The organism is Falsochrobactrum shanghaiense (assembly GCF_003149535.1).
Lineage (GTDB): Bacteria > Pseudomonadota > Alphaproteobacteria > Rhizobiales > Rhizobiaceae > Brucella > Brucella shanghaiense.
Genome location: NZ_QGDB01000001.1, coordinates 91,035 through 113,581, shown reverse-complemented (window position 1 = coordinate 113,581; position 22,547 = coordinate 91,035). Strand labels below are relative to the sequence as shown.

Below are 22,547 nucleotides of genomic sequence, written 5' to 3'. Positions count from 1 at the left end.
ACGTCCGGCGCAATCATGGCTTCATTATGGGTTTCCCCGGTTTTCAGGGTTTTTCCCGAATATTTGTGATCGGGGTGGAAACCGGGTGGGCGAGGAGGGCTGCGGCAGATGTGCGCCTCTGACGCAGCGCCGCGCGCAAAAATGCCGCACAGGAAGATATTCGCCTTCCTTGCGGTGTGCGTTAAGGTGTGATTGAACGCCGCTGGGGGATGCGGTCGTCGCGACGTCCGGCGTCCGGCCTGGAAAGGCGAAAAGGGAGAGAGTTCTGGTGGATAAGATTTTTGCCACGACAAGGAGTGCAGCGGCAGGTGCCCTTGCGCTGCTGTGGATGGGCGGTGGCGCGCTGGCGGACCAGCCGCGTCCCTGGGAAATAAGATTTCAGGATGCTGCGACGGGTATTGCCGAGCAGATCCATTGGTTTGAGCGCTATACGCTCTGGTTCCTCGGGCCGATTACCCTGCTGGTGCTGGCTCTGATTCTATGGTGCGTCCTCAAATTCCGCGCCGGGGTCAATCCGCAGCCGTCGAAGACCAGCCATAATACCGCAATCGAAGTGATCTGGACGGTCGGTCCGGTGATCGTTCTGCTGTTTCTGGCCGTGCCTTCGTTCCAGCTTCTGACCGCGCAATATTCGCCGGAAGACCCGACGCTGACGGTTAAGGCCACCGGCTACCAATGGTATTGGGGCTATGAATACCAGACGGAAACGCCGGTCAGCTTCGATTCGCTCATTCTCGGCAATGATGATCGCGCTGCTGCGGGCAAGGAAGACATGGCCCGCTATCCGCGTCTTCTCGCGGTCGACAACGAGGTCGTGGTTCCGGTCGGCGAAACGGTTCGTCTTCTCGTGACCGCTGGCGACGTGATCCACTCCTGGACCATTCCCGCCTTCGGCGTGAAGATGGATGCGGTGCCGGGGCGCATCAACGAAGCCTGGTTCAAGGCCGACAAGGAAGGCCTCTATTATGGCCAGTGCTCGGAGCTTTGCGGCAAGGATCATGCATTCATGCCGATAGCCGTGCGCGTCGTTTCGCCCGAACTTTATGAAACATGGCTGGCTGCGGCGGCCACTGATGTTTCCGGCGCAAACAAGGCGCTTCAGGCATCCCTTGAAAATGCGGCGGACGGAAAAGTGGCTTCGGCGGATTTTTGATCCCGCCAGCGCGGGGCGCGTGCGCGTGATGCAAGACACGCCTGCCTCGCTCTGATCTGACAACCTGCGTGCCGGGCTTTTGAGGCCCGAATGGTCCGGAAGCCGGCAGCGCAGCAAGACTTTTAAGAATGGGAGCACCTTCCATGGCTGGCACAGCAGCTCACGAACATGGAGTTCACGACGACCATAAGCCTCGCGGCTGGGTTCGTTGGGTCTATTCGACCAATCATAAAGACATCGGTACACTCTACCTGATCTTTGCAATCATTTCCGGCATTATCGGCGGCGCCTTGTCCATTGCCATGCGCGCCGAATTGCAGGAACCCGGCATCCAGATCTTCCATGGCCTGGCAGCCATGGTCTACGGTGTTGAAGGCGATGCGGCGCTCGATGCGGGCAAGCATATGTTCAACGTCTTCACCTCGCTGCACGCGCTGGTCATGATTTTCTTCATGGTCATGCCGGCACTGATCGGTGGTTTCGCCAACTGGATGATCCCGCTCATGATCGGCGCGCCGGACATGGCGTTCCCGCGGATGAACAACATCTCCTTCTGGCTGCTTCCGCCCGCCCTGATCCTGCTGCTGATCTCGTTCTTCATGCCCGGTCCGGCAGGCGGCTGGGGTCCGGGTGGCGGCTGGACGCTCTATCCGCCGTTCTCCACATCGGGCCAGCCCGGACCGGCGGTGGATTTTGCGATCCTCTCGATCCACATTGCGGGCGTGTCGTCCATTCTGGGCGCAATCAACTTCATCACTACGATCTTGAACATGCGCGCTCCGGGCATGACGCTGCACAAGATGCCGCTCTTTGCGTGGGCGGTGCTGGTCACGGCGTTCCTGCTGCTGCTTTCGCTTCCGGTGCTCGCTGGCGGCATCACCATGCTGCTGACCGACCGCAATTTCGGAACCTCCTTCTTTGCGCCTGAGGGCGGCGGCGATCCGATCCTCTACCAGCACCTGTTCTGGTTCTTCGGTCATCCGGAAGTCTACATTCTGATCCTGCCGGGCTTCGGTATCGTCAGCCATATCGTGTCGACCTTCTCACGCAAGCCGATCTTCGGTTATCTGGGCATGGCCTACGCCATGGTCGCCATCGGTGTCGTCGGCTTCGTCGTGTGGGCGCACCACATGTATACGGTCGGCCTGTCGCTCGATACCCAGCGCTACTTCGTCTTCGCCACCATGGTCATCGCGGTGCCGACCGGCATCAAGATCTTCTCGTGGATTGCGACCATGTGGGGTGGCTCGATCACCTTCCGCGCGCCCATGCTCTGGGCAATCGGCTTCATCTTCCTGTTCACCATCGGCGGTATTACCGGCGTGCAGCTTGCCAATGCCGGTCTCGACCGCGCCTTGCACGACACTTATTACGTCGTGGCGCACTTCCATTACGTCCTGTCGCTGGGCGCGGTGTTTGCGATCTTCGCGGGCTGGTATTACTGGTTCCCGAAGATGACCGGCTATATGTATGACGAATTCACCGCGAAGCTGCACTTCTGGATCACTTTCGTCGGCGTCAATCTGGTCTTCTTCCCGCAGCACTTCCTCGGCCTTGCCGGCATGCCGCGTCGCTATATCGATTATCCCGATGCCTATGCGGGCTGGAATATGGTGTCCTCCTACGGCTCCTATCTTTCGGGCTTTGCCGTGCTGGTCTTCCTCTACAATGTCTTCGAGGCATTCGCGAAGAAGCGTGAGGCGGGCGCCAATCCCTGGGGCGATGGAGCAACCACGCTGGAATGGCAGCTTTCTTCGCCGCCTCCGTTCCACCAGTGGGAACAGCTGCCGCGCATCAAGTGATCGTGTCGGGCGGAAGTTTTGGCCGGGTCGCCAAAGAAAATTTCGCCCGCACTGCAAAAATATGCTATTTGCGGGCGGCATGATGTTCCGCCCGCAGCCGGTCGACCCTCAGTCAGCATTCAGACTGGCCTTTGACACGGCGCTTTCCGGGGGACGGGTGCTTCCGGGAGGTAGGATCGTGAAGGGCGAGCGTCGGCATCCTTGAGGAAGGCGGCGTCGGCCCTGTGAGTTCGAGGTTTTGAAGTTATAATGTCTCTGGTGGATAAAAATACGGCTCCCGACGAAGCCTTCGCCCTTTCGGAGGCGACAGCGCGCGATTATCTGACGCTGCTCAAGCCGCGGGTCATGTCGCTGGTGGTGTTCACCGGCCTTGTCGGCCTTGTGCTGGCGCCCGGCCATATGAACCCGGTTCTGGCCGTCATCAGCATTCTTTGCATCGCAATCGGCGCAGGCGCGTCAGGCGCACTCAATATGTGGTATGACGCCGATATTGACGCGGTGATGAAGCGCACGCGCAATCGCCCCATTCCCGCCGGTGTGATCGAACCCGGTCAGGTGCTGGCTTTCGGCCTCACCCTGTCGGTCTTTTCGGTCATCACGCTCGGCCTGATGGTCAACTGGCTCTCCGCCGCGCTGCTGGCCTTTACGATCTTCTTTTATGCCGTGGTCTATTCGATGTGGCTCAAGCGCTCGACGCCGCAGAATATCGTCATCGGCGGCGCGGCAGGCGCGTTTCCGCCCATGATCGGCTGGGCTGCGGCCACCGGCGAGATCACATGGGACAGCACGGTGCTGTTCTTGATCATCTTCCTCTGGACGCCGCCGCATTTCTGGGCCCTGTCGCTGTTCTCGACCAATGATTACGAAGCCGCACGCATCCCGATGATGCCGAATGTGAAAGGCGAGCTTTCAACCCGCCGTCAGGCGATGTTTTATGCGCTGCTGATGGCGCCGGTCGGCGTCCTGCCATGGGCGATGGGCTTTGCCGGGCCGGTCTATGGCGTCGTTTCCGTGCTGCTCGGGCTGGCTTTCGTCTTTTATACGTGGCGTCTTCTGATGGCTGGCAGCCAGCAGCAGATGCTGGTCGCCGCCCGCAAGCTGTTTCGTTTTTCCCTGATTTATCTGTCGGGCATTTTCGCGACATTGCTGCTGGAGGCCATGATCATGAACATGATGTCTGCTGGCGGGCTGTTGTGAGGGCGCGGGAATGGAGGGTGTTTTGAACGACAAACCGACGCGCGAGCCGGCGAAGGAAGAGCTTGAGACGGTCGTTCCGACCCAGTCGCAGAAAAAGGCGCAGCGCAACCGTTCGATCGGGCTGGCTATTGCGCTGGTGCTGTTCGTGCTCCTTGTCTATGCGGGCACTCTGGCCAAACTGGGCTCAAACGTGTTCATACGGCCGATGTAGGTCTTGGTCTTTCGGGAGGAGAAAATGGCTCAACGGCAGGAAATGAACGGCAAGACCAGAAGGCAGCAGCGCTCCAATGCGGCGATTGCCACTGCCTGTCTCGCTTTTTTCGTATGCATGATCGGCGCTGCTTATGCTTCCGTTCCGCTTTATCGCATTTTCTGCCAGATCACCGGCTATGGTGGCACCACGCAGCGCGTGGAGCAATATTCCGATACGATTCTCGACAAGACGATCAAGGTCCGCTTCGACGCCAACACGGCCAATGGCCTGCCATGGGATTTCAAGCCGGTCGAGCGTGAGGTGACGGTGCGCATCGGCGAAACCACCCTGATCAAATATGAGGCGCGCAATCAGTTCGACAGCGCCACTTATGGCCGTGCGAGCTTCAACGTCGCGCCGGGCCGGGCCGGAGCCTATTTCAACAAGGTTGAATGCTTCTGCTTCACGGATACGACCCTGCAACCGGGCGAAGACATGGAAATGCCGGTGATGTTCTTTGTCGATCCGGAATTTGTAAACGATCCCGATCTGAAAGATGTAAAGACGATCACGCTCTCCTACACTTTCTTCCCGATCGAAAAGCCGGAGCCGGTTGCCAAGGCAAACGACGTGGCTGCGCCGCAAAACGGCAGCTGAAACAGGAATGGTCGTGCGGCGCATAATGCCGCAAAGACAAAGCGATGAAGCGGTTTTATGATTGGAAGAACCGCTTGAAAACAGATGCGGACGGTATGGACGGCAAAAAACCGGTTTGCGCATCGAATGATAAACTTGCCTGCTTCCCTGTCGGGGTTTATGCAGGAAGATATGAGAGAGGAGCCCCGTCAGGGGAATACGGGGAGAGACATGGCGGACGTTCAGCAAAAGAATCACGATTATCACATTATCGATCCCAGTCCCTGGCCCGTCCTGGGCTCATTGGGCGCCTTCGTTCTCGCTTTCGGCGGCATCGCATGGATGCGCTATCTCAATTCCGATGAACTGGTCTTTTTCGGCGTCAATATCGCGACGCCATGGCTCTTCTTCATCGGCGTTGCAATCGTACTCTACTGCATGTTCGGCTGGTGGGCGGATACGATCAAGGAAAGCCATGAAGGCCACCATACGCGCGTCGTCTCGCTGCATCTGCGCTATGGCATGATCATGTTCATCGCTTCGGAAGTCATGTTCTTCGTGGCATGGTTCTGGGCGTTTTTCGATGCAAGCCTGTTTCCGAATGAAGTGCATCAGGTGGCGCGCGCCGAATTCACCGGCGGTCAGTGGCCTCCAAAGGGCATCGAGGTTCTCGATCCGATGCACCTGCCGCTCTACAACACGGTCATCCTGCTTCTGTCGGGCACCACGCTGACATGGGCGCACCATGCGCTGCTGCACAATGATCGCAAGGGCCTGATCACGGGCCTTGCACTCACGGTCGTCCTTGGCGTCCTGTTCTCATACGTGCAGTTTTATGAATATGCGCACGCACCCTTCGCGTTCAAGGACTCGATCTACGGCGCGACCTTCTTCATGGCGACCGGTTTCCATGGTTTCCATGTGTTCGTAGGCACGATCTTCCTGGCGGTCTGTTTCTTCCGCGCCCTTGCTGGCGATTTCACTCCGCAAAAGCATTTCGGCATGGAAGCGGCTGCCTGGTACTGGCATTTCGTCGACGTGGTCTGGCTGTTCCTGTTCTTCGCCATCTATGTCTGGGGCGGCTGGGGCGCACCGATGCACGGCTGATTCGGCGGCATGCGTTTTTTCAAGGGCGGCCCTGGCAACATGGCCGCCCTTTGTTTGTAATCATCAATTCAAACAGGCACCGCCCTGAAAGGGAGCCGAGGCAATGTCCGATCACAATTCCCATCCGGCAGTAAATCCGGTCGGCAGCGGCATTACCGGACATTGCCCCCGCTGCGGCGAGGGACGGCTCTTCAAGGGCTATCTGGCTGTCGCGCCGCGTTGCGAGATATGCGGGCTTGATTATTCCTTTGCTGATTCCGGCGATGGCCCTGCGGCCTTCGCCATTCTCATCATCAGTTTTATCGTGCTGGGCGCAGCGCTGTGGCTCGAAGTCAATTTCGGACCGCCGCTCTGGGTTCAGTTCACCCTGTGGGTGCCGATCGCGATCATCCTGAGCCTGATCGCCATGCGCAGCATCAAGGGCGTCTTGATCAATATGCAATATCGCCATAAAGCCGCTCCCGGCCTGATCGATAATCAACGTCCGATGGACGACGAAAAATGATCCAGGCAGACAAGCCGCGCCGGTTTCCATGGGCTGTGCTGGTCATATCGGCCATAGTGCTGGCAATATTGCTCACACTGGGCACATGGCAGGTACGGCGGCTGATGTGGAAGGAAGCGCTGATCGCCTCGACGCAGGCGCGCATCCACGAGCCTGCACTGCCGCTTGGCGAAATGGAGGAAATCTATCGCCGGGAAGGCTCCGTCGAATATCGTCCGGTAACGGTTTCCGGCACCTTCATGCATCCGGGCGAGCGCCATTTTCTCGCCACCCATGCGAGCGCATCGGGCTTTTATGTCTATACGCCGCTGCTGCTCGAAGACGGACGCTTCGTGCTCGTCAATCGCGGCTTTGTGCCTTACGACAGGAAAGACCCTGAAACCCGCCTTGAAGGGCAGCTTGACGGGCCGGTGACGGTGACGGGTCTCGCCCGCGATCCCCTGACGGCAAAACCTTCATCGCTCATTCCCGACAATGATGTTGCGAAGAATGTTTTCTACTGGAAGGACTGGGCCGCCATGGCCGAAAGCGCCAATCTGCCCTCGCTCGATGAAACAGTGCCGTTCTTCATCGACGCCGACAGCAAGGCCAATCCGGGCGGATTGCCGGTCGGCGGTGTGACGATCATCGATTTTCCCAACAATCACCTGCAATATGCGGTGACGTGGTATGGACTTGCTCTGGCGCTCATGGGCGTGGTCGGCACATGGCTGTGGCGCCATCGAAAGGCGTGAACGGGGTTGACAATGGCGGCTTAGCAGCCCAACTCCACAGGTGAAGATTTTTGCGCGCCTGCGCGCCGAACCTGCGAGCATTCTATGAACGATCAACATCCCCCTCTGGAAATCCGCCTTTGCGGTCCGCGCGGCTTTTGCGCAGGCGTGGACCGGGCCATTCAGATCGTCGTGCTTGCGCTCAAGAAATATGGCGCGCCGGTCTATGTGCGCCATGAGATCGTGCATAATCGCTATGTCGTGGAGGGGCTGCAAGCGCGCGGTGCGGTCTTTGTCGAGGAACTGCATGAGATTCCCGCAGAACATCGCGACCAGCCGGTGGTCTTCTCCGCCCATGGCGTGCCGAAATCCGTGCCAGCCGATGCGCAGGCCAAGAACCTCTTCTATCTTGATGCAACCTGTCCGCTGGTGTCCAAGGTGCACAAGCAGGCCATGCGCCATCAGCGCCTTGGCCGTCATGTTATATTGATCGGCCATTCCGGCCACCCCGAAGTCATCGGCACCATGGGGCAATTGCCTGAAGGCGCGGTGACGCTGATCGAAACGGTCGAGGATGCGCGCACCTGCTCATTTGCCGATGAGGATAATCTGGGCTTCGTAACCCAGACCACGCTTTCGGTGGACGATACCGCAGGCATCATCACGCAATTGCAGGAGCGCTTTCCCAATTTGACCGCGCCTGCGGCCGAATCGATCTGTTACGCCACCACCAACCGGCAGGATGCGGTGCGCGCTGCCGCGCCGGGCTGCGATCTGTTTCTGATCGTCGGCGCGCCCAATTCGTCCAACTCCAGACGCCTTGTGGAAGTGGCCGAGAAGGCCGGGGCGCGCATGTCCCTGCTGGTCCAGCGTGCTTCAGAAATCGAATGGGACAAGCTTGGCGATATTTCCGTGGTCGGCCTTTCGGCGGGCGCTTCGGCACCGGAAATCATCGTCGATGAAATCATCGACGCTTTCCGCCAGCGCTTCAATGTCAGGATCGAACTGGCCGAAACGGTTATCGAGACCGAGAATTTTCTTGTGAACCGGGAAATCCGCGATGTGGAACTGACGGTGCAGGATATGGCATTCGTCAATGGCCAGAACCGGGTGGTTGGCATACCCAAGATTGCGCAGGGGAAATAAGCGGCATGGCCGTCTATACAGATATTAACGAAACCGAACTGGGCGCGTTTCTCGAACAATATGATATTGGCACGCTGACCTCCTACAAGGGCATTGCCGAGGGCGTGGAAAACACCAATTACCTGCTGCATACGAGCGCGGGCGTTTTCATTCTCACGCTCTATGAAAAGCGGGTCAATCGCGATGATCTGCCGTTTTTCGTCAATCTCATGCGCCATCTGGCCATGCGCGGCTTTGAATGCCCGCAGCCGGTCGTGCGGCGCGATGGCGCGATGATCGGGGAACTTGCGGGGCGTCCCGCGGCCATCGTCACCTTCCTCGAAGGCGTCTGGGTGCGCCGCCCCACGGTCGCCCATTGCGAGCAGGTGGGCAGGAGCCTTGCCCATATGCATCTGGCAGGTGCGGATTTTTCGATGCGCCGCCGCAACGGCCTGACACTGCCCGACTGGCGTCCGCTGTGGGAATTGTCGCAGCCGCGCGCGGACGGCGTGGAAGAGGGGCTGGTGGCGGAAGCGCAAGCCGATCTCGATTTTCTCGAAAGCAACTGGCCCTCCGATCTGCCGCAAGGCGTTATCCATGCGGATCTTTTCCCCGACAATGTCTTCTTCCTTGACGACAAGCTGTCGGGCTTCATCGATTTTTATTTCGCCTGCACGGACATCCTCGCCTATGACGTCGCCGTCTGCCTGAATGCCTGGTGTTTTGAAAGTGACTTTTCCTTCAATCTGACCAAGGGCACGGCACTTTTACGCGGCTATAATGCGGTGCGCCCGCTCTCTCAGGCGGAGATCGAAGCGCTTCCGGTGCTTGCGCGCGGCGCGGCATTGCGCTTCATGCTCACCCGTCTTTATGACTGGCTCAACGTGCCCGACGACAGCTTTGTTACGAAAAAAGACCCGATCGAATATGTCCGCCGCATGCGCTTTCACCGGCAGGTGCGCACCGCAGGCGAATATGGTCTGCAAATGCATGGAGCGGTTGCGTGAAGCGCATCGAGGCTTTCACGGACGGCGCCTGTTCGGGCAATCCCGGCCCCGGCGGATGGGGCGCCATATTGCGCTGGAACGGCAATGTGAAGGAATTGAAGGGCGGCGAAGCCGACACCACCAATAACCGCATGGAGCTTATGGCGGCGATTTCAGCACTAAAGGCGCTGAAGGAGCCGTGCGAGGTCGATCTTTATACGGATTCGGTCTATGTGCGCGACGGCATTTCCGGCTGGATCGAGGGCTGGAAGCGCAACGGCTGGAGAACATCGGCCAAAAAACCGGTCAAGAATGCCGAGCTGTGGCAGGCTCTGGACGAGGCGCGCAACGGGCATGTTGTCCGCTGGCACTGGATCAAGGGCCATGCCGGCCATCCGGAAAACGAGCGCGCCGACGAACTGGCCCGCGCCGGCATGGAGCCGTTCAAATATGGCGGCTAGAGCATTTCTGGATTAAGTTGAATCATTAGAAATGCTCTATCTCTTTGTTTTTACGCACATCTTTTTCCGAAAACCAGTTCCCGCTTTTCGGGATGTGCTCTGTACATCTCTCAAGGTAAAATGAAAAAGGGCGGCTTTTGCCGCCCTTCTGCTTATCAAAGCTGTTCGAGAAGCGCGCTTGCCGCCGAAGTCACGGCCTGTCCGGGCTGCTCTTCGATATTGAGCGCCTTGACCACACCGTCTTCGATGATGGCCGAATAGCGCTTGGAGCGTACGCCCAGACCGCCAGCCGACAGGTCGATGTCGAGGCCCGCAGCCTTGGCGAAAGCGGCGCTGCCATCGGCGAGGAAGAGGATCTTGCCTTCGCCGCCCGAGCTCTGCGCCCATGCGCCCATCACGAAGGGATCGTTGACGGCGACGACTGCGATCTGGTCCACGCCCTTGGCGAGAATGGCATCGCGGTTTTCGAGATAGCCGGGCAGGTGATTGAGGTTGCAGGTCGGGGTGAATGCGCCCGGAACGGCAAAGAGAACGACCTTCTTGCCCTTGAAGACCTCGTCGGTGGTCGCATCCTTGACGCCATCCGCCGTCTTCACCTTGAAGGTCGCTTCCGGCAGCCTGTCACCAACTTTGATCGTCATATTCTCTCTCCTGGGAAGTACAGGGCGGTCGTGCCATCAGGAACCGCCTGTTTCGGGGTGGGTTTTGCGTCCGCGCGCTGATGCGCGCGCATGCCAGTTAAGCCGATAAACGGCGCTCCGACAATTTCATATTACTGACAATGCGGGACGAACTTCAATTGAGTTTTATCGTTCCCGACACCGCCTTGCCGTTTTGCACCAATGTATAGTCGATGACGGCGCCTTCTTTTGCCTTGCCGTAGATTTTGGCGGCAAATTGCGGCCGTGCCGCCTCTTGTTGCGGCACGGCTTCCGAAAGGCTCAGCGCGTCGCTTGCCACGAAAAGCTGGGCGGGAGTGGCGCTGTCGGGCAGGTCGAGTTCGAATAATATCCGGTCATCCTGACGCCTGGCCTCGCTGACCCGGAAATCGGGCGAGGCGGCTTGCGGGAGCCGGTCGAAGGCACTCTGAACGATCGTGCGCGCAGCAATGGCCTGCGGCGAGGGCGCTGTTTGAGATACAAGGGGCAGGTCGAATTCGGCATGGACCGGCACGCATATGTTTTCGCAGATGCCGAGGAATATATTGCCGCTCAGGCGCTTGTCGCCGGGGCTGACGGTAAAGGTCAGCGGCAGCGATACGGGCCGTGTATAGCCGACTCCCGCCTCGTCGCCTGCGCCAAAGCGCTCGGGCACCGGAAAATCGATGCGCGCCTCGCCATTGCCCGCAAGGCTCAGCTGGGGCGGCACGCCCGAATCGCCGGGATTGCGCCAATAGGTCTTCCAGCCCGGTTGCAGTTCGATCTGCAAGGCACCGCGCAATTGGCCGTTTACGGCGCTGTGATCATCGATGAGAACGCGGACCCGTCCGCCCGGCGTCTGCGTCCAGTCGGAAGTGGAAGCCTGCGCGGGCGCGAGCAGTGCCAGAAAGACAATCGGCAGGAGAGGGAGGGCTTTGATTTTCATGCCGCGAAGGTGGAATAAAAAAATGGCCGCTTCAAGTCTTTCGGCCCCATTTGGCCACAGGATTTCTGCGCATGGGAACGTAATGGCAAGCGCAGATGAAATCAGCACCGCTTTGGACAAAACTCTTGCCGAAACGATATTGTTATTTCGTACAGTCTTGCTACCTTCATATGCATGACCATTTTGCGCAGGCACAATCAGGAGCAGGGATTTTTGAACGGGCAATTCCTGCTTGCCATGCCCGGAATGAACGACGAGCGCTTCGCTCGCGCGGTGGTCTATATCTGCGCGCATTCCGAGGAAGGCGCGATGGGTTTTATCATCAACCAGCTTCAGCCGGTCGGCTTCCACGAACTGCTTCAGCAAATCGGGGTCATCGATGACGACGAGATGATCGTCCTGCCCGAAAGCGCACGGCATATGATTGTGCGCAATGGCGGTCCGGTGGACCGCACCCGCGGCTTCGTGCTGCATACCGATGATTATATGGTGGATTCGACCATGCCGGTGGCGGAAGATGTCTGCCTGACGGCGACGGTCGATATTCTGCGTGCCATCTATGGCGGGCGCGGCCCCGCGCAGGCGCTGATGACGCTCGGCTATTCAGGATGGGCGCCGGGGCAGCTCGATCTCGAATTTAGCGAGAATGGCTGGCTCACCTGTCCCGCCCCGATGGATATGCTCTTCGATAGCGACATCACCGGCAAATACGACCGGCTGATGGCCCAGATGGGCATCGACATGTCGCGGCTCGTTTCCGACGTCGGCCACGCCTGATCCCCTTCATCCTTCATCTGTCGTTGATCAGGCGGCATCCGCGTCGAGCTGTTCCTTGATCATGCGCGTGGCTTCCTCGCGGCTCGTCGGCTGGCCGAACATGAAGCTCTGCACATATTCGCAGCCCATCTGGCGCAATTGCAGCGCGTCTTTTTCACTTTCGACGCCTTCGGTGACGACCGCAAGGCCCAGATCATGCGCCATGCTGACGATGGAGCGCAGCAGCGTCGTCTTCTGCGGCTTGTCGCCTTTGACGAAAGAGCGGTCGATCTTGATGATGTCGAAGGGAAAGCGCGTGAGATAGGCGAGCGACGAATAGCCGGTGCCGAAATCATCGAGCGAAAGGCCGATTCCCATCGTCTTGAGGCGCGAGAGCACATGGGCCGACTGTTCGGGATTTTCCATCAGGACGGATTCGGTCAGTTCCAGCTTGAGGCTGCCGGGGTGCAGATGAATGCGCGAGAGGACCGAACGCACATCATTGATGAGGTCCTGCCGGATCAGCTGGGTGCTCGACAGATTGACCGAAACGAAGAGTTCCTGTTTTGCAAACTGCTCCTGCCATGCAAACAGGTCTTCAGCGGCGCGCTGAATGGCGAAGAGGCCAAGCGGCACGATCAGGCCGGAATTTTCCGCAATGGGGATGAATTCCGAGGGTGAAATAGTGCCCCGCCGCGGGTGTTCCCAGCGCATGAGCGCCTCGAAACCGGCAATATCGCCTTTTTCCAGCCTGACGATGGGTTGATAGACGAGGCTGATCTCGTCGCGTTCCAGCGCCCGGCGCAGATCGGATTCCAGTTGCAGCTTGTCGCTGCTGATCGCGCGGAAGGCGGGGCGAAACGGCTCGATGCGATCGCCGCCAAAGCGCTTGGCCTGATGCATCGCCAGTTCCGCATCCTTGACGAAATCCTCGGCGGTGGCCGCAGTCTTGGTCCAGGTGATGAGGCCGATTGAAGCCGTCAGCACGATCTCGCGCTTGGCATAGGCAATGGGCGCACGAACCGCCTGACGCAGCGCTTCGGCAAAGGAGGCGATACGGCCCGGATCGCTTTCCGAGGTAAGCAGCAGGCCGAACTGGTCGGAAGAAAGGCGCGAAAGCGTATCCTGCGGCTTCATCAGGCGCGACAGGCGGCGCGAGATGGTGAGCAGGATCGTGTCGCCCGCCGACATGCCCAGGCTGTCATTGACCTGCTTGAAGCGGTCTATGTCGATGATGAAGACGGTCGGATGCAACTTGCTCTCGCCGCGCGCCATATTCATGACATTGCTCAAGCGGTCGAGGAAAAGCTCGCGATTGGGCAGGCCGGTCAGATTGTCGTGCACGGCATCATGCAGCAGCCGTTCCTCGGCTTTCTTCTGTTCGGTGACATTGATGAGGGTGCCCACGCAGCGCACCACCTCGCCGTCGGAGCCGATTACCGGGCGCGCGCGCAGCGCATACCAGTGATAATGCCCGTCATTGGCGCGCAGGCGGAAAATCTGGCCGATGCGCCCGCGCCGGTTCTCCAGAATGGCGTCGAGCGTCGAGCGGAAACGGTCGCGGTCGTCGCTGTGCATCACGGGCAGCCAGTTGCGCACCGGCCCTTGCAGGGAACTGGTCGTGCTGCCCAGATAATGGGCGATGTCGGGTGTCGTCACCACACGGTCGCGCGGCACATCCCAGTCCCAGACAATATCGCCCGCCCCGATGACGGCGAGCGCCTGCCGCTCCATATCCGAGAGCAGGCCCTGCTGGAGTGCGCCGCCCGAAAAGGCGTGCTGCATGACGGTGAAGCCGATCAGGAGCACGATCAGCACCAGACCGCCGCCCAGCGCAGGCTGGATGATGTCGTTATCCAGCGTGCCGGTAACGGTCATCCACGCGCCCAGCAGCCAGATGAGCGTGAGAAGCCATGCCGGGATCAGCATGACCGCGCGGTCATAACCCTTGACGGCGAGATAGCCGATGATGGCGACCCCGCCGATCACGGTGAGGGCCAGCGAAATGCGCGCAATGCCCGACGCCACCGGCGGATCGATGACCGCAACACCGGAGAGTGCCAAGAGGCCCAGCACCCATGTGATCGCGCCATAGCTGAAATGATCGTGCCAGCGATTGAGATTGAGATAGGTAAAGAGGAAAATCACCAGCGATGCGGCCAGCGCCACTTCCGTTCCCGCGCGCCATACCTGTTCGTTGCCCGCGGTGATTTCCATCAGCTTGTTCCAGAAGCCGAAATCGACGCAGATATAAGCCAGAACCGCCCATGCGAGCGCTGCCGTGGCCGGGAAAAGCGAGGTGCCCTTGACCACGAAAAGAATGGTCAGGAACAGCGCCAGCAGGCCGGAAATACCAAGCAGAATGCCGCGATAGAGCGTATAGGAATTGACGGCGTCCTTGTAGGCTTCAGGCGCCCACAGATAAAGCTGCGGCAGGTTGTGCGAGGAAAGCTCGGCCACGAAAGTGACCGCCGTGCCCGGATTGAGCGTGATGCGGAAGACGTCGGCATCGGGGCTTGGCTGGCGGTCGAGCGCGAAACCTTCACTGGGCGTGATCGAGGCGATGCGCGGCGAACCCAGATCGGGCCAGATGATGCCCGAACCGGCAAGGCGGAAATGCGGCGCGACGATCAGCCGGTCGATCTGCTGGTCCGTCGGATTGGCAATGGCGAATGCGGCCCAGTCGCCGGATGCGTCGGAATCAGGATCGGCCTGAACCTCGATGCGGCGCACGATGCCATCGGCCCCCGGTGCCGTCGAAACCTGAACGCTTTCGCCCTGATTGCGCAGCAGGTCCACAGCATCCGAAAGGTCCAGTGCGGTGTCTTCCTTGGAAATCTTTATCGGTTCGGCGGCATATGTCTGGGCGGCCGAAAAGGCCAGAATGACGACAAGCGCGAGACAGCCCAAAAGGCGTGGCAGTAACCTGTCTGATTGTCCATTCACGAGCGTTCAACCTTGCCATTGATCATGCTTATGTCGCCTTCCAGCAGGGCAAACAGCAGATGATCCTGCCAGAAGCCGTTTATCTTGAGATAGGAACGCAAGAGTCCTTCCCTCTGAAATCCGGCTTTTTCGAGAAGCCGTATCGAACGAGCATTATGCGGAATACAGGCAGCTTCGATCCGGTGCAACCTCAGTTCTCCGAATGCAAGGGAAATTACCAGCGAGAGCGCTTCGGTCATATAGCCTTTGCCTGCAAAGGGCGCACCGCTCCAATAGCCGATCATGCCGGTTTGCGCGACGCCGCGCCTGATATTGCTCAGCGTAATGCCGCCGACAAGCTGGCGGTCGGAATTGCGAAAGATGAAGAAGGAATGCGCGGAGCCATCCGAAGCCTCTTCCTGCACGCGTCTGACCCTGTGGCGGAAAGCGCTTTTCGTGAGGTCATCCGCAGCCCAGACCGGCTCCCACGGCGTAAGAAAAGCGCGGCTTTTTTCGCGCAGGCCCGCCCATGGCGCAAAATCGCTCATCGCCGGTTCGCGCAGGTGAACGCGCGGGCCGCGAAGGACGGTCGGATTGCTGCGCCGGAATGGCAGGCCGATCATGCGGGATCCTGTTTCAGCAGGGATTGAGTTGAGGGAGTAGGGGAATAAGGGCGTATGGGAGTAAGTTAAAAGAATAACTTGCCCTGACAAGGCTGCTTCATTTTTATTCCCCTATTCCCCTATTCCCCTATTCCCCTATTCCCCTAAATAGCCACTTTCCTCGCATGTGCACTGGTCGATAGCGCCTCGGTGAGACCGTCGAAGCTCATCAGCCGTCCCACGGGGCCGACACCGGCAATGGTGGGCTTGCTGTCGAGGAACATCCGTCCCGCCAGATCGGCCAGCCGTTGCGGCGTGATATGGGCGAGGCGGTCCAGCAATTCGCTATTGGCCACCGGACGGCCATAAAGCAGCAATTGCCTTGCAATCTGGCCCGCCCGGCTTGCAGCGCTTTCCTGCGACATGAGCAGGCTTGCACTATATTGCGCCCGCGCCCGGTCGACCTCTTCGATGTCGATGGCGTCCGCAGCCTTGTGCAGTTCCGCGATGATGACCGGAAGCAATTCCACCAGTTCGTCGCGCCCGGTTGCGGCATGAATGCCAAACAGGCCCGTATCGGAAAAACCCCAGTGGAAGGCATAGACCGAATAACACAGGCCGCGTTTTTCACGCACTTCCTGAAACAGACGCGAAGACATGCCGCCGCCAAGGATCATCGACAGCAGCTGCGAGGCATAAAAATCGCGCACATGATAGGCGCGGCCCTCAAAGCCGATCAGCACCTGCGCATCCATCAATTCGCGATTTTCGCGAAAATCGCCGCCGACATAATGCGCCAGATCGAGTGTCGGAGCCGTGTTGAAGGGACGAAAGCCGCCCAGCCTGTTTTCGACTTCGCGCACGAATTCGTCATGATGAACGCCGCCGGCAGCCGTCACGACCATACGGTCGGCGCTATATTGCTGGTCCATATAGTGGCGCAGATCGGCGGAGGTGAAGGAGGCCACGGTCTCCGGCTCACCGAGAATGGCACGCCCCAGCGGCTGGTGGCGATAGGCGGTCTCGGTGAAGCGGTCGAAGACAATATCGTCGGGCGTATCGTGCGCCGCGCCGATCTCCTGCATGATGACCTGCTTTTCGCGCTCCAGCTCGTCCTCGTCGAAGCGGGAGCTTGTCATGATGTCGGCCAGAATATCGATCGCCAGTGGCATGTCGTTGCGCAATACCCGCGCATAATAGGAGGTCGTCTCGACGCTGGTGGCCGCATTGATTTCGCCGCCGACATTCTCGATGTCGGATGCGATCTGCCATGCCGTGCGCTTGTCGGTTCCCTTGAACGCCATATGCTCGAGCAGATGGGCGATGCCATGCTTGTCCGGCGCTTCGTTTCGGGCGCCGGCCTTGACCCAGATTCCCAACGCGACGCTTTCCACATGTGGCATATTATCGGTGGCAATCGTCAGGCCGTTGGAAAGACGCGTTACTTCAACACCCATCAGAAAAAGGCTCCCATAGTCCTGTGCGGGTTCCCGCTCCCAATTCCCGCTTTCTCATGCGCGGGAATGGCGGTCGACATATTCTTCCACGATTTTCAACCCGTTGTGAAGAACTGTGAAACTTTCTTTTCGTTGCATCAGATCGGCAAGCCATGCCGGAAGTTGCGGATCGACCCCGCATGCATCCTTGACGGCATCGGGGAATTTGGCCGGATGCGCGGTGGCCAGAACCACCATCGGGGCGGTGCCGGAGGCTTTTTCGCGCGCGACCTTCACGCCGATGGCCGAATGCGGATCGAGCAGGTAACCGTCGGATTCCAATACGGATTTGATGGTCGCGGCGGTTTCGGCGACATCCGAGCGGCCAGCGGAAAATGTCTGGCGAATGGCGGAAAGCGGCTGTTCGGCAATGGTGAAGCCGCCCGATTGCTTCAGGCTGTCCATCAATCCGCGCACGGCGGCTGCATCGCGCCCATGCGCCTCAAACAGCAGCCGTTCGAAATTGGATGAAATCTGGATGTCCATCGATGGCGAGGTGGTCTGCGCCACGCCGCGCATCTCATAGGCTCCGCTTTCGAGCGTGCGCGCAAGAATGTCGTTGTCATTGGTGGCGATGATGAGCTGCTCGATGGGCAGCCCCATTTTTCTGGCGACGAAGCCCGCGAAAATATCGCCGAAATTGCCGGTCGGAACCGTGAAGGAAACCGGGCGATCCGGCGCGCCGAGGCTCAGGGCGGCAGTGAAATAATAGACCACCTGCGGCATGATGCGCGCCCAGTTGATCGAATTCACGCCCGAAAGCGACATGCGGTCGCGAAATTCCAGATCGTTGAACATGGCTTTGACGAGGTTCTGGCAATCATCGAAATTGCCTTCGATGGCCAGCGCATGCACATTGGAAAAGCCTGAACTGGTCATCTGGCGCTGCTGCACCGGCGAGACGCGCTCATGCGGAAACAGGATGAAAATATCGACATTCTCGCGACCGCCAAAGGCTTCGATCGCCGCGCCGCCGGTATCGCCCGATGTCGCGCCCACGATTGTCGCGCGCTCGCCGCGGCTTGCCAGCACATAATCCATCATGCGCGCAAGCAGTTGCATGGCGACATCCTTGAAGGCAAGGGTCGGGCCGTGAAACAGCTCAAGCACGAATTCATTGGCGCCGCTCTGCACCAGCGGGCATACGGCGTCATGGCGGAACGTGCCATAGGCCTCGCGCACCATGCGCTCGAAATCGGCCTGTGGAATCTCGCCGCCGGTAAAGGGCGTCAGCACGGCCAGCGCAATATCGGCATAGGATTTTCCGCGCAGGCTGCGAATTTGTTCAGGCGTGAATTGCGGATATTCCTGCGGCAGATAAAGCCCGCCATCACGGGCAAGCCCTGCCAGCAATGCATCGCTGAACCCCAGAACGGGTGCTTCCCCGCGTGTGCTGATATATTTCATTTCGAGGCCTTCATTTCAGATCGGAGCGGCTGCAAACCGCATAATGCAATAGAGCCTCCCCAAAAAAGCCGCAAGAATTAAAGCATCCTTGGCAGGATGGGGTTGCTCTTGGCGGCAAAAAACGGGAAAACACCATCACATTACGCTCAGGCGTCAGGGCGTTATGCATCCTGCGGATGTATGACGTTTTAATATAAGACAGGTCGATCAGTGCAGGGAAGCCCGGTTTATGCAGAAAGCATCACAAAATCACTCATCGTTGTTTCCAGTCCTTGCAACGGTTCTTCTTGCAGCGCTCGCGGGCTGCACGACGAGCGGGACGCAAAAATCCGCTGATTCCTCGACCGCTGATGGCGCAGAGCAGCGCATCTCGGCATCGGAGCTTCGCGCTTATTGCCCGCCGGTGACATTGCGCGAGGGCACATCCTATTTCAGCACCTATGACAAGGGCGGCGACAAGGATCCGGCCCATGTCATTTATCAGGCTTCCATCACCGACACGACACGCGCCTGCCAATATGGCGACGGCACGCTGACGATCGATGTGGCCGCAGCCGGAAAAGTCGTGCCCGGTCCAAAATATAAAAGCGGCACCATCACCATGCCGGTCCGCGTCGCGGTAACGCAGGGCGACAAGGTGATTTATTCCAAATTGCATAAGCAGAGCGTGAATATCGCCAATGCCGACACTGCGACGCAGTTCGTCTTCAACGACAAGGGCATCTCCTTCCCCACGCCGACGAGCCAGAATGTGCAGATTTTCGTCGGTTTCGATGAAGGGCCATATAACACGAAGTAACCGTGCCCGCTTTGGGCATGCCGATGCGGCGGCGCATGCAAACCCATGCGCCGCCCGTTATATATTTATTTCAGTATATATTAGATAGTCATTCTAAAGATCAGTATTTATTGTGTATTGATAGGTATAATATACGTAGTATAATAAAATATATTAATCGGATGTAGTTTGAACCTATGGATACTAATCAAATATTCATTGATTTATCTCAATAGTTCTTCCTGTGATTGTATCCATTGAAGTTTATGGGGCGATGCGGGAGTTTGCTATCTGGCTATCCAGGATATTGACGAGGCGGGACACCTGATGCCGCTTGAACATAACCGTTTCTTTTCGCCCGTTACTTTCGTCCTCTGCATCTTCTTGCTTATGGGAGGATGGGCAGGGAAATGGGCTGGCGACAATTTCCGCCTGCGTGATGAGCGCGCGGATATGAATATCTATATGAATGCGCTTCAGGCTCATGCCGACCGCATTATAATCTCGGCGCACAATGTGCTTGACGAGGCCAATCGCTCGCCCTTCCAAGCATGTTCGGCAGATGACAGGGTCTATCTGCGCAAGCTTATCTTTACCGGCTATCACATCAAGGATATTGGGCGGCTCGCCGATGACCGGCTGATATGTTCGACCCTGCTCAACAATGTGCGCAGCAGTTCACGGCGCCCCATGGAGGACGTGCGGCTTGCCGATGGCACCTATATCTATCGGGACGGGAATCTGATCACGCCCGGCAGTCATGGCGCGATCATTGGCCGCGGCAATGCCAATATCGTCCTGAGTTCGGTTGCCTTCGATGCCATGCAGACGCCCGGCTATGCGTTCGCCATTTACATGGCCAATGAGGGCAGAACGCAATTTGCCCGGCTATACAGCTTTCCGCATGATTATATGAAGGGCGCGGACGCAGCGCTTGCTTTTGCGGGGAGTGGCGCAACCGAGGCCGCATCGACTGTTCCCTTGCACGAACAACACTGTAATCCCGCGACCGGCATCTGCATCAGCCTTGTGTCTGCTCCCTTGCCGAATAATCCTTCCGACCAGCTTTTGCTCATTTTGTTCACCAGCTTCGGAATGCTTCTGGGCAGCGGCGCGGTAATGGTCTGGCTCTATTATCGCAGCCGCAACCGCTCACTCAACGCGATGCTGAAAAGAGCGCTGGCGGCAAGAAAGCTGTCTATTGCCTATCAGCCGGTGGTGCGCATTTCCGACGAAAAGATCTGCGGCTTTGAAGCATTGATTCGCTGGGAGATCGCGAAGGGTGAATTTATCCCTCCCGATATTTTTATCGAACACGCCGAAGCTGTCGGCCTTGCCGACAAGATCACGATTTATGTGCTTGAACGCGTCATCGAGGAAATGGGGGATTTGCTCCGTAAGCGCAAAGGGATGCGCGTCAATATCAATATGACCGCGAGTAATCTGCAAGATCCCGATTTCCTCAATGCGCTCGCCACGCGCCTTGTCGCAGCCGACATCAAGCCGCAGCAGATCGGTCTGGAACTGACTGAACGCACTGCCGTCGATTTTGGCAAGGCGGCTGCGGGCATCCAGCAATTAAGAGAGCAGGGCTTCCGGATTTATATCGACGATTTCGGCACGGGCTATTCAAACCTTGCCTATCTGGGCGAGCTTCATGTCGATGCGATCAAGATCGACAAGGCTTTCACGCGCACCATTGGCAATGACAACGAGGCCGTCTCCATTGTCCCGCAGATCATTTCCATGGCGCGCGAGCATGGGCTGGACATTGTTGTCGAAGGCATTGAAACGCCCGCGCAATTGGCGTATCTGCGCCACCTGTCGGGCAAGCTTGACGGTCAGGGCTGGCTCTTTGGCAAGCCGATGGGCGCGAGTGCCGCGCATGCGCTCATTGGCGGCAAGACACCGCGCAGGAAGCGGGCGAGTGCAACCGCAGCACATGGAAAACAAAATTTACCATAAGAATAATCTCTACAATTCTATTTAAATTCGCATTTTCCCATCAAGCGAAAAGCAAGAACTTGGCATTAATATAAGACACAAGCGAGGTTCTGCGCCCTGAGAAAATGCAGGGAATGGTGCTTCAGGAAACTGTGACAACGAGAGGATGCAGCGGATCACAAGCCGCTCTGGTCTTTGCTATGAAACATAAATACGAACGTATTCTTGAGCCGACCGATACCTGGGCAATCTTCGAAATTGCCTCGGGCGAGCCTGCCTCGATTGATGACAGGCTGCTGATCGGCCTCACCGAAAGTGAAGCCGATGAATTGCTGGCGACCCTTAACGCCGAGCCTAAAACCCGCAACAAGCGCAGCGCGGCCTGAGCCGCTTCACATGCTTGCTTGATTATGCAGGGATCAGGCGTCGGTCCATACGGACAGCGCCTCGATAGTGCCCGGCAGGTCCTTATGGCGGTGAATGACCGTTTCAGCGCCCGCATCCGTCAGCTTGTCGGCGTGGCCCGGATAGGTATGGGCACCGCCGGTAAAGCCGATCACCCGCATGCCGGCTGCGCGCGCGGCATGAATGCCATGGGCCGAATCCTCGATCACGATCACGTTGGCGGGATCGACGTTAAATTGCTGTGCGGCATGAAGGAAGACATCGGGTGCAGGCTTGGTCTTCTTCGTTCCCACTTCCTTCGCCGAGAAGATATGCGGCGCGAAGAGATCGAAAAGGCCCACGCGCCGGAGCATGAGTTCCAGCCGTCGACTGGTTGAGTTCGAGCATATGCACTTGGGCAGCGTGAGGGCTGAAACCACCTCGACAATGTCTTCCACCGCCTGAACTTCGTTTTTCAGCCGCTCGTCGAGCAGCTTTTCCGACTTGTCGAGCAGTGAAGCGGAAACCGGAATGCCTGCTTCGCGTTCGACGGTGAGCAGAATATCCTGCCATGTCAGCCCGGCGAAGCGTTCGGCCACTTCATCTGCTTCAATCGGAAAACCCGCTTCGGTCAGCAGAACGGAATCCACTTCCGCGGCAATAATTTCGGAATCGACCAATACGCCATCGCAGTCGAAGATGATGAGAGACGGAGTTGCCATGAATCTGGCCTTCTTGCAGAAAGGGGAGGAGGTCCGGCATGGCCGGAAATGACGCCATCCAGCTACACCCT

22 protein-coding genes are annotated in these 22,547 nt (G+C 58.3%); 15 read left to right on the top strand and 7 right to left on the bottom strand.

What is annotated here, in order from left to right; translation table 11 throughout:
- Window positions 1–268 precede the first annotated feature (268 nt).
- The 11 genes from coxB (at window position 269) to rnhA (ending at window position 9,878) form a co-directional block, all read left to right on the top strand.
- Window positions 269–1,153, top strand: a complete 885-nt coding sequence (coxB, locus tag DKP76_RS00555; RefSeq protein WP_109704493.1) for a cytochrome c oxidase subunit II — start codon at window positions 269–271, stop codon at window positions 1,151–1,153.
- A 143-nt stretch (window positions 1,154–1,296) separates the two neighbouring features.
- Window positions 1,297–2,955 (top strand): cytochrome c oxidase subunit I, encoded by a 1,659-nt coding sequence (gene ctaD, locus DKP76_RS00550; RefSeq protein ID WP_109704492.1) that lies wholly within the window; start codon window positions 1,297–1,299, stop codon window positions 2,953–2,955.
- 249 nt (window positions 2,956–3,204) lie between these two features.
- Complete coding sequence (locus DKP76_RS00545; RefSeq protein ID WP_109704491.1) at window positions 3,205–4,152, top strand: heme o synthase; 948 nt, start codon at window positions 3,205–3,207, stop codon at window positions 4,150–4,152.
- Window positions 4,153–4,174: 22 nt separating this feature from the next.
- A complete protein-coding gene (locus DKP76_RS00540; protein WP_245410106.1) occupies window positions 4,175–4,363 on the top strand; it encodes a hypothetical protein in 189 nt (62 codons plus the stop codon).
- A gap of 24 nt (window positions 4,364–4,387) precedes the next feature.
- Window positions 4,388–5,002, top strand: a complete 615-nt coding sequence (locus tag DKP76_RS00535; RefSeq protein ID WP_109704489.1) for a cytochrome c oxidase assembly protein — start codon at window positions 4,388–4,390, stop codon at window positions 5,000–5,002.
- A 210-nt stretch (window positions 5,003–5,212) separates the two neighbouring features.
- A complete protein-coding gene (locus DKP76_RS00530) occupies window positions 5,213–6,088 on the top strand; it encodes a cytochrome c oxidase subunit 3 (protein ID WP_109704488.1) in 876 nt (291 codons plus the stop codon).
- Between the two features lie 103 nt (window positions 6,089–6,191).
- Window positions 6,192–6,593 carry a DUF983 domain-containing protein gene (locus DKP76_RS00525; protein WP_109704487.1) on the top strand — a complete coding sequence of 134 codons (402 nt, stop codon included), beginning with the start codon at window positions 6,192–6,194 and terminating at the stop codon, window positions 6,591–6,593.
- Window positions 6,590–7,327 (top strand): SURF1 family protein, encoded by a 738-nt coding sequence (locus DKP76_RS00520; protein ID WP_109704486.1) that lies wholly within the window; start codon window positions 6,590–6,592, stop codon window positions 7,325–7,327. The genes DKP76_RS00525 and DKP76_RS00520 overlap by 4 nt, the downstream gene beginning before the upstream one ends.
- 84 nt (window positions 7,328–7,411) lie before the next feature.
- Window positions 7,412–8,452, top strand: coding sequence for a 4-hydroxy-3-methylbut-2-enyl diphosphate reductase (gene ispH / locus DKP76_RS00515; protein ID WP_109704485.1), 1,041 nt, complete (start codon window positions 7,412–7,414; stop codon window positions 8,450–8,452).
- A gap of 5 nt (window positions 8,453–8,457) precedes the next feature.
- Complete coding sequence (locus DKP76_RS00510) at window positions 8,458–9,438, top strand: homoserine kinase (protein ID WP_109704484.1); 981 nt, start codon at window positions 8,458–8,460, stop codon at window positions 9,436–9,438.
- Window positions 9,435–9,878, top strand: coding sequence for a ribonuclease HI (gene rnhA, locus DKP76_RS00505; protein ID WP_109704483.1), 444 nt, complete (start codon window positions 9,435–9,437; stop codon window positions 9,876–9,878). Before DKP76_RS00510 ends, rnhA begins: the two co-directional genes overlap by 4 nt.
- A 155-nt stretch (window positions 9,879–10,033) precedes the next feature.
- Here rnhA and DKP76_RS00500 read toward each other — a convergent pair whose 3' ends face one another.
- Complete coding sequence (locus tag DKP76_RS00500) at window positions 10,034–10,519, bottom strand: peroxiredoxin (protein WP_109704482.1); 486 nt, start codon at window positions 10,517–10,519, stop codon at window positions 10,034–10,036.
- A gap of 154 nt (window positions 10,520–10,673) precedes the next feature.
- On the bottom strand, window positions 10,674–11,462 hold the full coding sequence (locus DKP76_RS00495) for a protein-disulfide reductase DsbD domain-containing protein (protein WP_109705105.1): 789 nt from the start codon (window positions 11,460–11,462) through the stop codon (window positions 10,674–10,676).
- Window positions 11,463–11,636: 174 nt separating this feature from the next.
- Here DKP76_RS00495 and DKP76_RS00490 point away from each other — a divergent pair, with 174 nt between their 5' ends.
- Window positions 11,637–12,239, top strand: coding sequence for a YqgE/AlgH family protein (locus DKP76_RS00490; RefSeq protein WP_109704481.1), 603 nt, complete (start codon window positions 11,637–11,639; stop codon window positions 12,237–12,239).
- A gap of 27 nt (window positions 12,240–12,266) precedes the next feature.
- Here DKP76_RS00490 and DKP76_RS00485 read toward each other — a convergent pair whose 3' ends face one another.
- The 4 genes from DKP76_RS00485 to thrC all read right to left on the bottom strand — a co-directional run bounded on the left by DKP76_RS00485 (window position 12,267) and on the right by thrC (window position 18,648).
- Entirely contained in the window at window positions 12,267–15,164 is a 2,898-nt protein-coding gene (locus tag DKP76_RS00485; protein ID WP_109704480.1) for a sensor domain-containing phosphodiesterase, read from the bottom strand.
- Entirely contained in the window at window positions 15,161–15,766 is a 606-nt protein-coding gene (locus tag DKP76_RS00480; protein ID WP_109704479.1) for a GNAT family N-acetyltransferase, read from the bottom strand. Before DKP76_RS00480 ends, DKP76_RS00485 begins: the two co-directional genes overlap by 4 nt.
- A gap of 143 nt (window positions 15,767–15,909) precedes the next feature.
- Window positions 15,910–17,202: a M16 family metallopeptidase gene (locus tag DKP76_RS00475; RefSeq protein WP_109704478.1), complete on the bottom strand. Its 1,293-nt coding sequence runs from the start codon at window positions 17,200–17,202 to the stop codon at window positions 15,910–15,912.
- Between the two features lie 54 nt (window positions 17,203–17,256).
- Window positions 17,257–18,648, bottom strand: a complete 1,392-nt coding sequence (gene thrC / locus DKP76_RS00470; RefSeq protein ID WP_109704477.1) for a threonine synthase — start codon at window positions 18,646–18,648, stop codon at window positions 17,257–17,259.
- A 229-nt stretch (window positions 18,649–18,877) separates the two neighbouring features.
- Here thrC and DKP76_RS00465 point away from each other — a divergent pair, with 229 nt between their 5' ends.
- From DKP76_RS00465 to DKP76_RS00455, 3 genes are all read left to right on the top strand, one after another.
- Complete coding sequence (locus DKP76_RS00465) at window positions 18,878–19,447, top strand: hypothetical protein (protein ID WP_109704476.1); 570 nt, start codon at window positions 18,878–18,880, stop codon at window positions 19,445–19,447.
- 306 nt (window positions 19,448–19,753) lie between these two features.
- A complete protein-coding gene (locus DKP76_RS00460; RefSeq protein WP_245410105.1) occupies window positions 19,754–21,391 on the top strand; it encodes an EAL domain-containing protein in 1,638 nt (545 codons plus the stop codon).
- Between the two features lie 179 nt (window positions 21,392–21,570).
- Complete coding sequence (locus DKP76_RS00455; protein WP_109704474.1) at window positions 21,571–21,756, top strand: hypothetical protein; 186 nt, start codon at window positions 21,571–21,573, stop codon at window positions 21,754–21,756.
- 33 nt (window positions 21,757–21,789) lie between these two features.
- On the opposite strand, the gene DKP76_RS00450 is transcribed toward DKP76_RS00455, so the two are convergent.
- The gene (locus DKP76_RS00450) at window positions 21,790–22,476 is read right to left on the bottom strand and encodes an HAD family hydrolase (RefSeq protein WP_109704473.1); all 687 of its coding nucleotides are present in this window, start codon (window positions 22,474–22,476) and stop codon (window positions 21,790–21,792) included.
- Window positions 22,477–22,547: the final 71 nt, after the last annotated feature.

What these genes read in the sequence shown, in the direction of transcription:
- ctaD (WP_109704492.1), top strand. Translation starts at nt 1,297, where the DNA reads ATGGCTGGCACAGCAGCTCACGAACATGGAGTTCACGACGACCATAAG.
- DKP76_RS00545 (WP_109704491.1), top strand. Translation starts at nt 3,205, where the DNA reads ATGTCTCTGGTGGATAAAAATACGGCTCCCGACGAAGCCTTCGCCCTT.
- DKP76_RS00535 (WP_109704489.1), top strand. Translation starts at nt 4,388, where the DNA reads ATGGCTCAACGGCAGGAAATGAACGGCAAGACCAGAAGGCAGCAGCGC.
- DKP76_RS00530 (WP_109704488.1), top strand. Translation starts at nt 5,213, where the DNA reads ATGGCGGACGTTCAGCAAAAGAATCACGATTATCACATTATCGATCCC.
- DKP76_RS00525 (WP_109704487.1), top strand. Translation starts at nt 6,192, where the DNA reads ATGTCCGATCACAATTCCCATCCGGCAGTAAATCCGGTCGGCAGCGGC.
- DKP76_RS00520 (WP_109704486.1), top strand. Translation starts at nt 6,590, where the DNA reads ATGATCCAGGCAGACAAGCCGCGCCGGTTTCCATGGGCTGTGCTGGTC.
- ispH (WP_109704485.1), top strand. Translation starts at nt 7,412, where the DNA reads ATGAACGATCAACATCCCCCTCTGGAAATCCGCCTTTGCGGTCCGCGC.
- DKP76_RS00510 (WP_109704484.1), top strand. Translation starts at nt 8,458, where the DNA reads ATGGCCGTCTATACAGATATTAACGAAACCGAACTGGGCGCGTTTCTC.
- DKP76_RS00500 (WP_109704482.1), bottom strand. Translation starts at nt 10,519, where the DNA reads ATGACGATCAAAGTTGGTGACAGGCTGCCGGAAGCGACCTTCAAGGTG.
- DKP76_RS00495 (WP_109705105.1), bottom strand. Translation starts at nt 11,462, where the DNA reads ATGAAAATCAAAGCCCTCCCTCTCCTGCCGATTGTCTTTCTGGCACTG.
- DKP76_RS00490 (WP_109704481.1), top strand. Translation starts at nt 11,637, where the DNA reads ATGACCATTTTGCGCAGGCACAATCAGGAGCAGGGATTTTTGAACGGG.
- DKP76_RS00480 (WP_109704479.1), bottom strand. Translation starts at nt 15,766, where the DNA reads ATGATCGGCCTGCCATTCCGGCGCAGCAATCCGACCGTCCTTCGCGGC.
- DKP76_RS00475 (WP_109704478.1), bottom strand. Translation starts at nt 17,202, where the DNA reads ATGGGTGTTGAAGTAACGCGTCTTTCCAACGGCCTGACGATTGCCACC.
- thrC (WP_109704477.1), bottom strand. Translation starts at nt 18,648, where the DNA reads ATGAAATATATCAGCACACGCGGGGAAGCACCCGTTCTGGGGTTCAGC.
- DKP76_RS00465 (WP_109704476.1), top strand. Translation starts at nt 18,878, where the DNA reads ATGCAGAAAGCATCACAAAATCACTCATCGTTGTTTCCAGTCCTTGCA.
- DKP76_RS00460 (WP_245410105.1), top strand. Translation starts at nt 19,754, where the DNA reads ATGCCGCTTGAACATAACCGTTTCTTTTCGCCCGTTACTTTCGTCCTC.
- DKP76_RS00455 (WP_109704474.1), top strand. Translation starts at nt 21,571, where the DNA reads ATGAAACATAAATACGAACGTATTCTTGAGCCGACCGATACCTGGGCA.
- DKP76_RS00450 (WP_109704473.1), bottom strand. Translation starts at nt 22,476, where the DNA reads ATGGCAACTCCGTCTCTCATCATCTTCGACTGCGATGGCGTATTGGTC.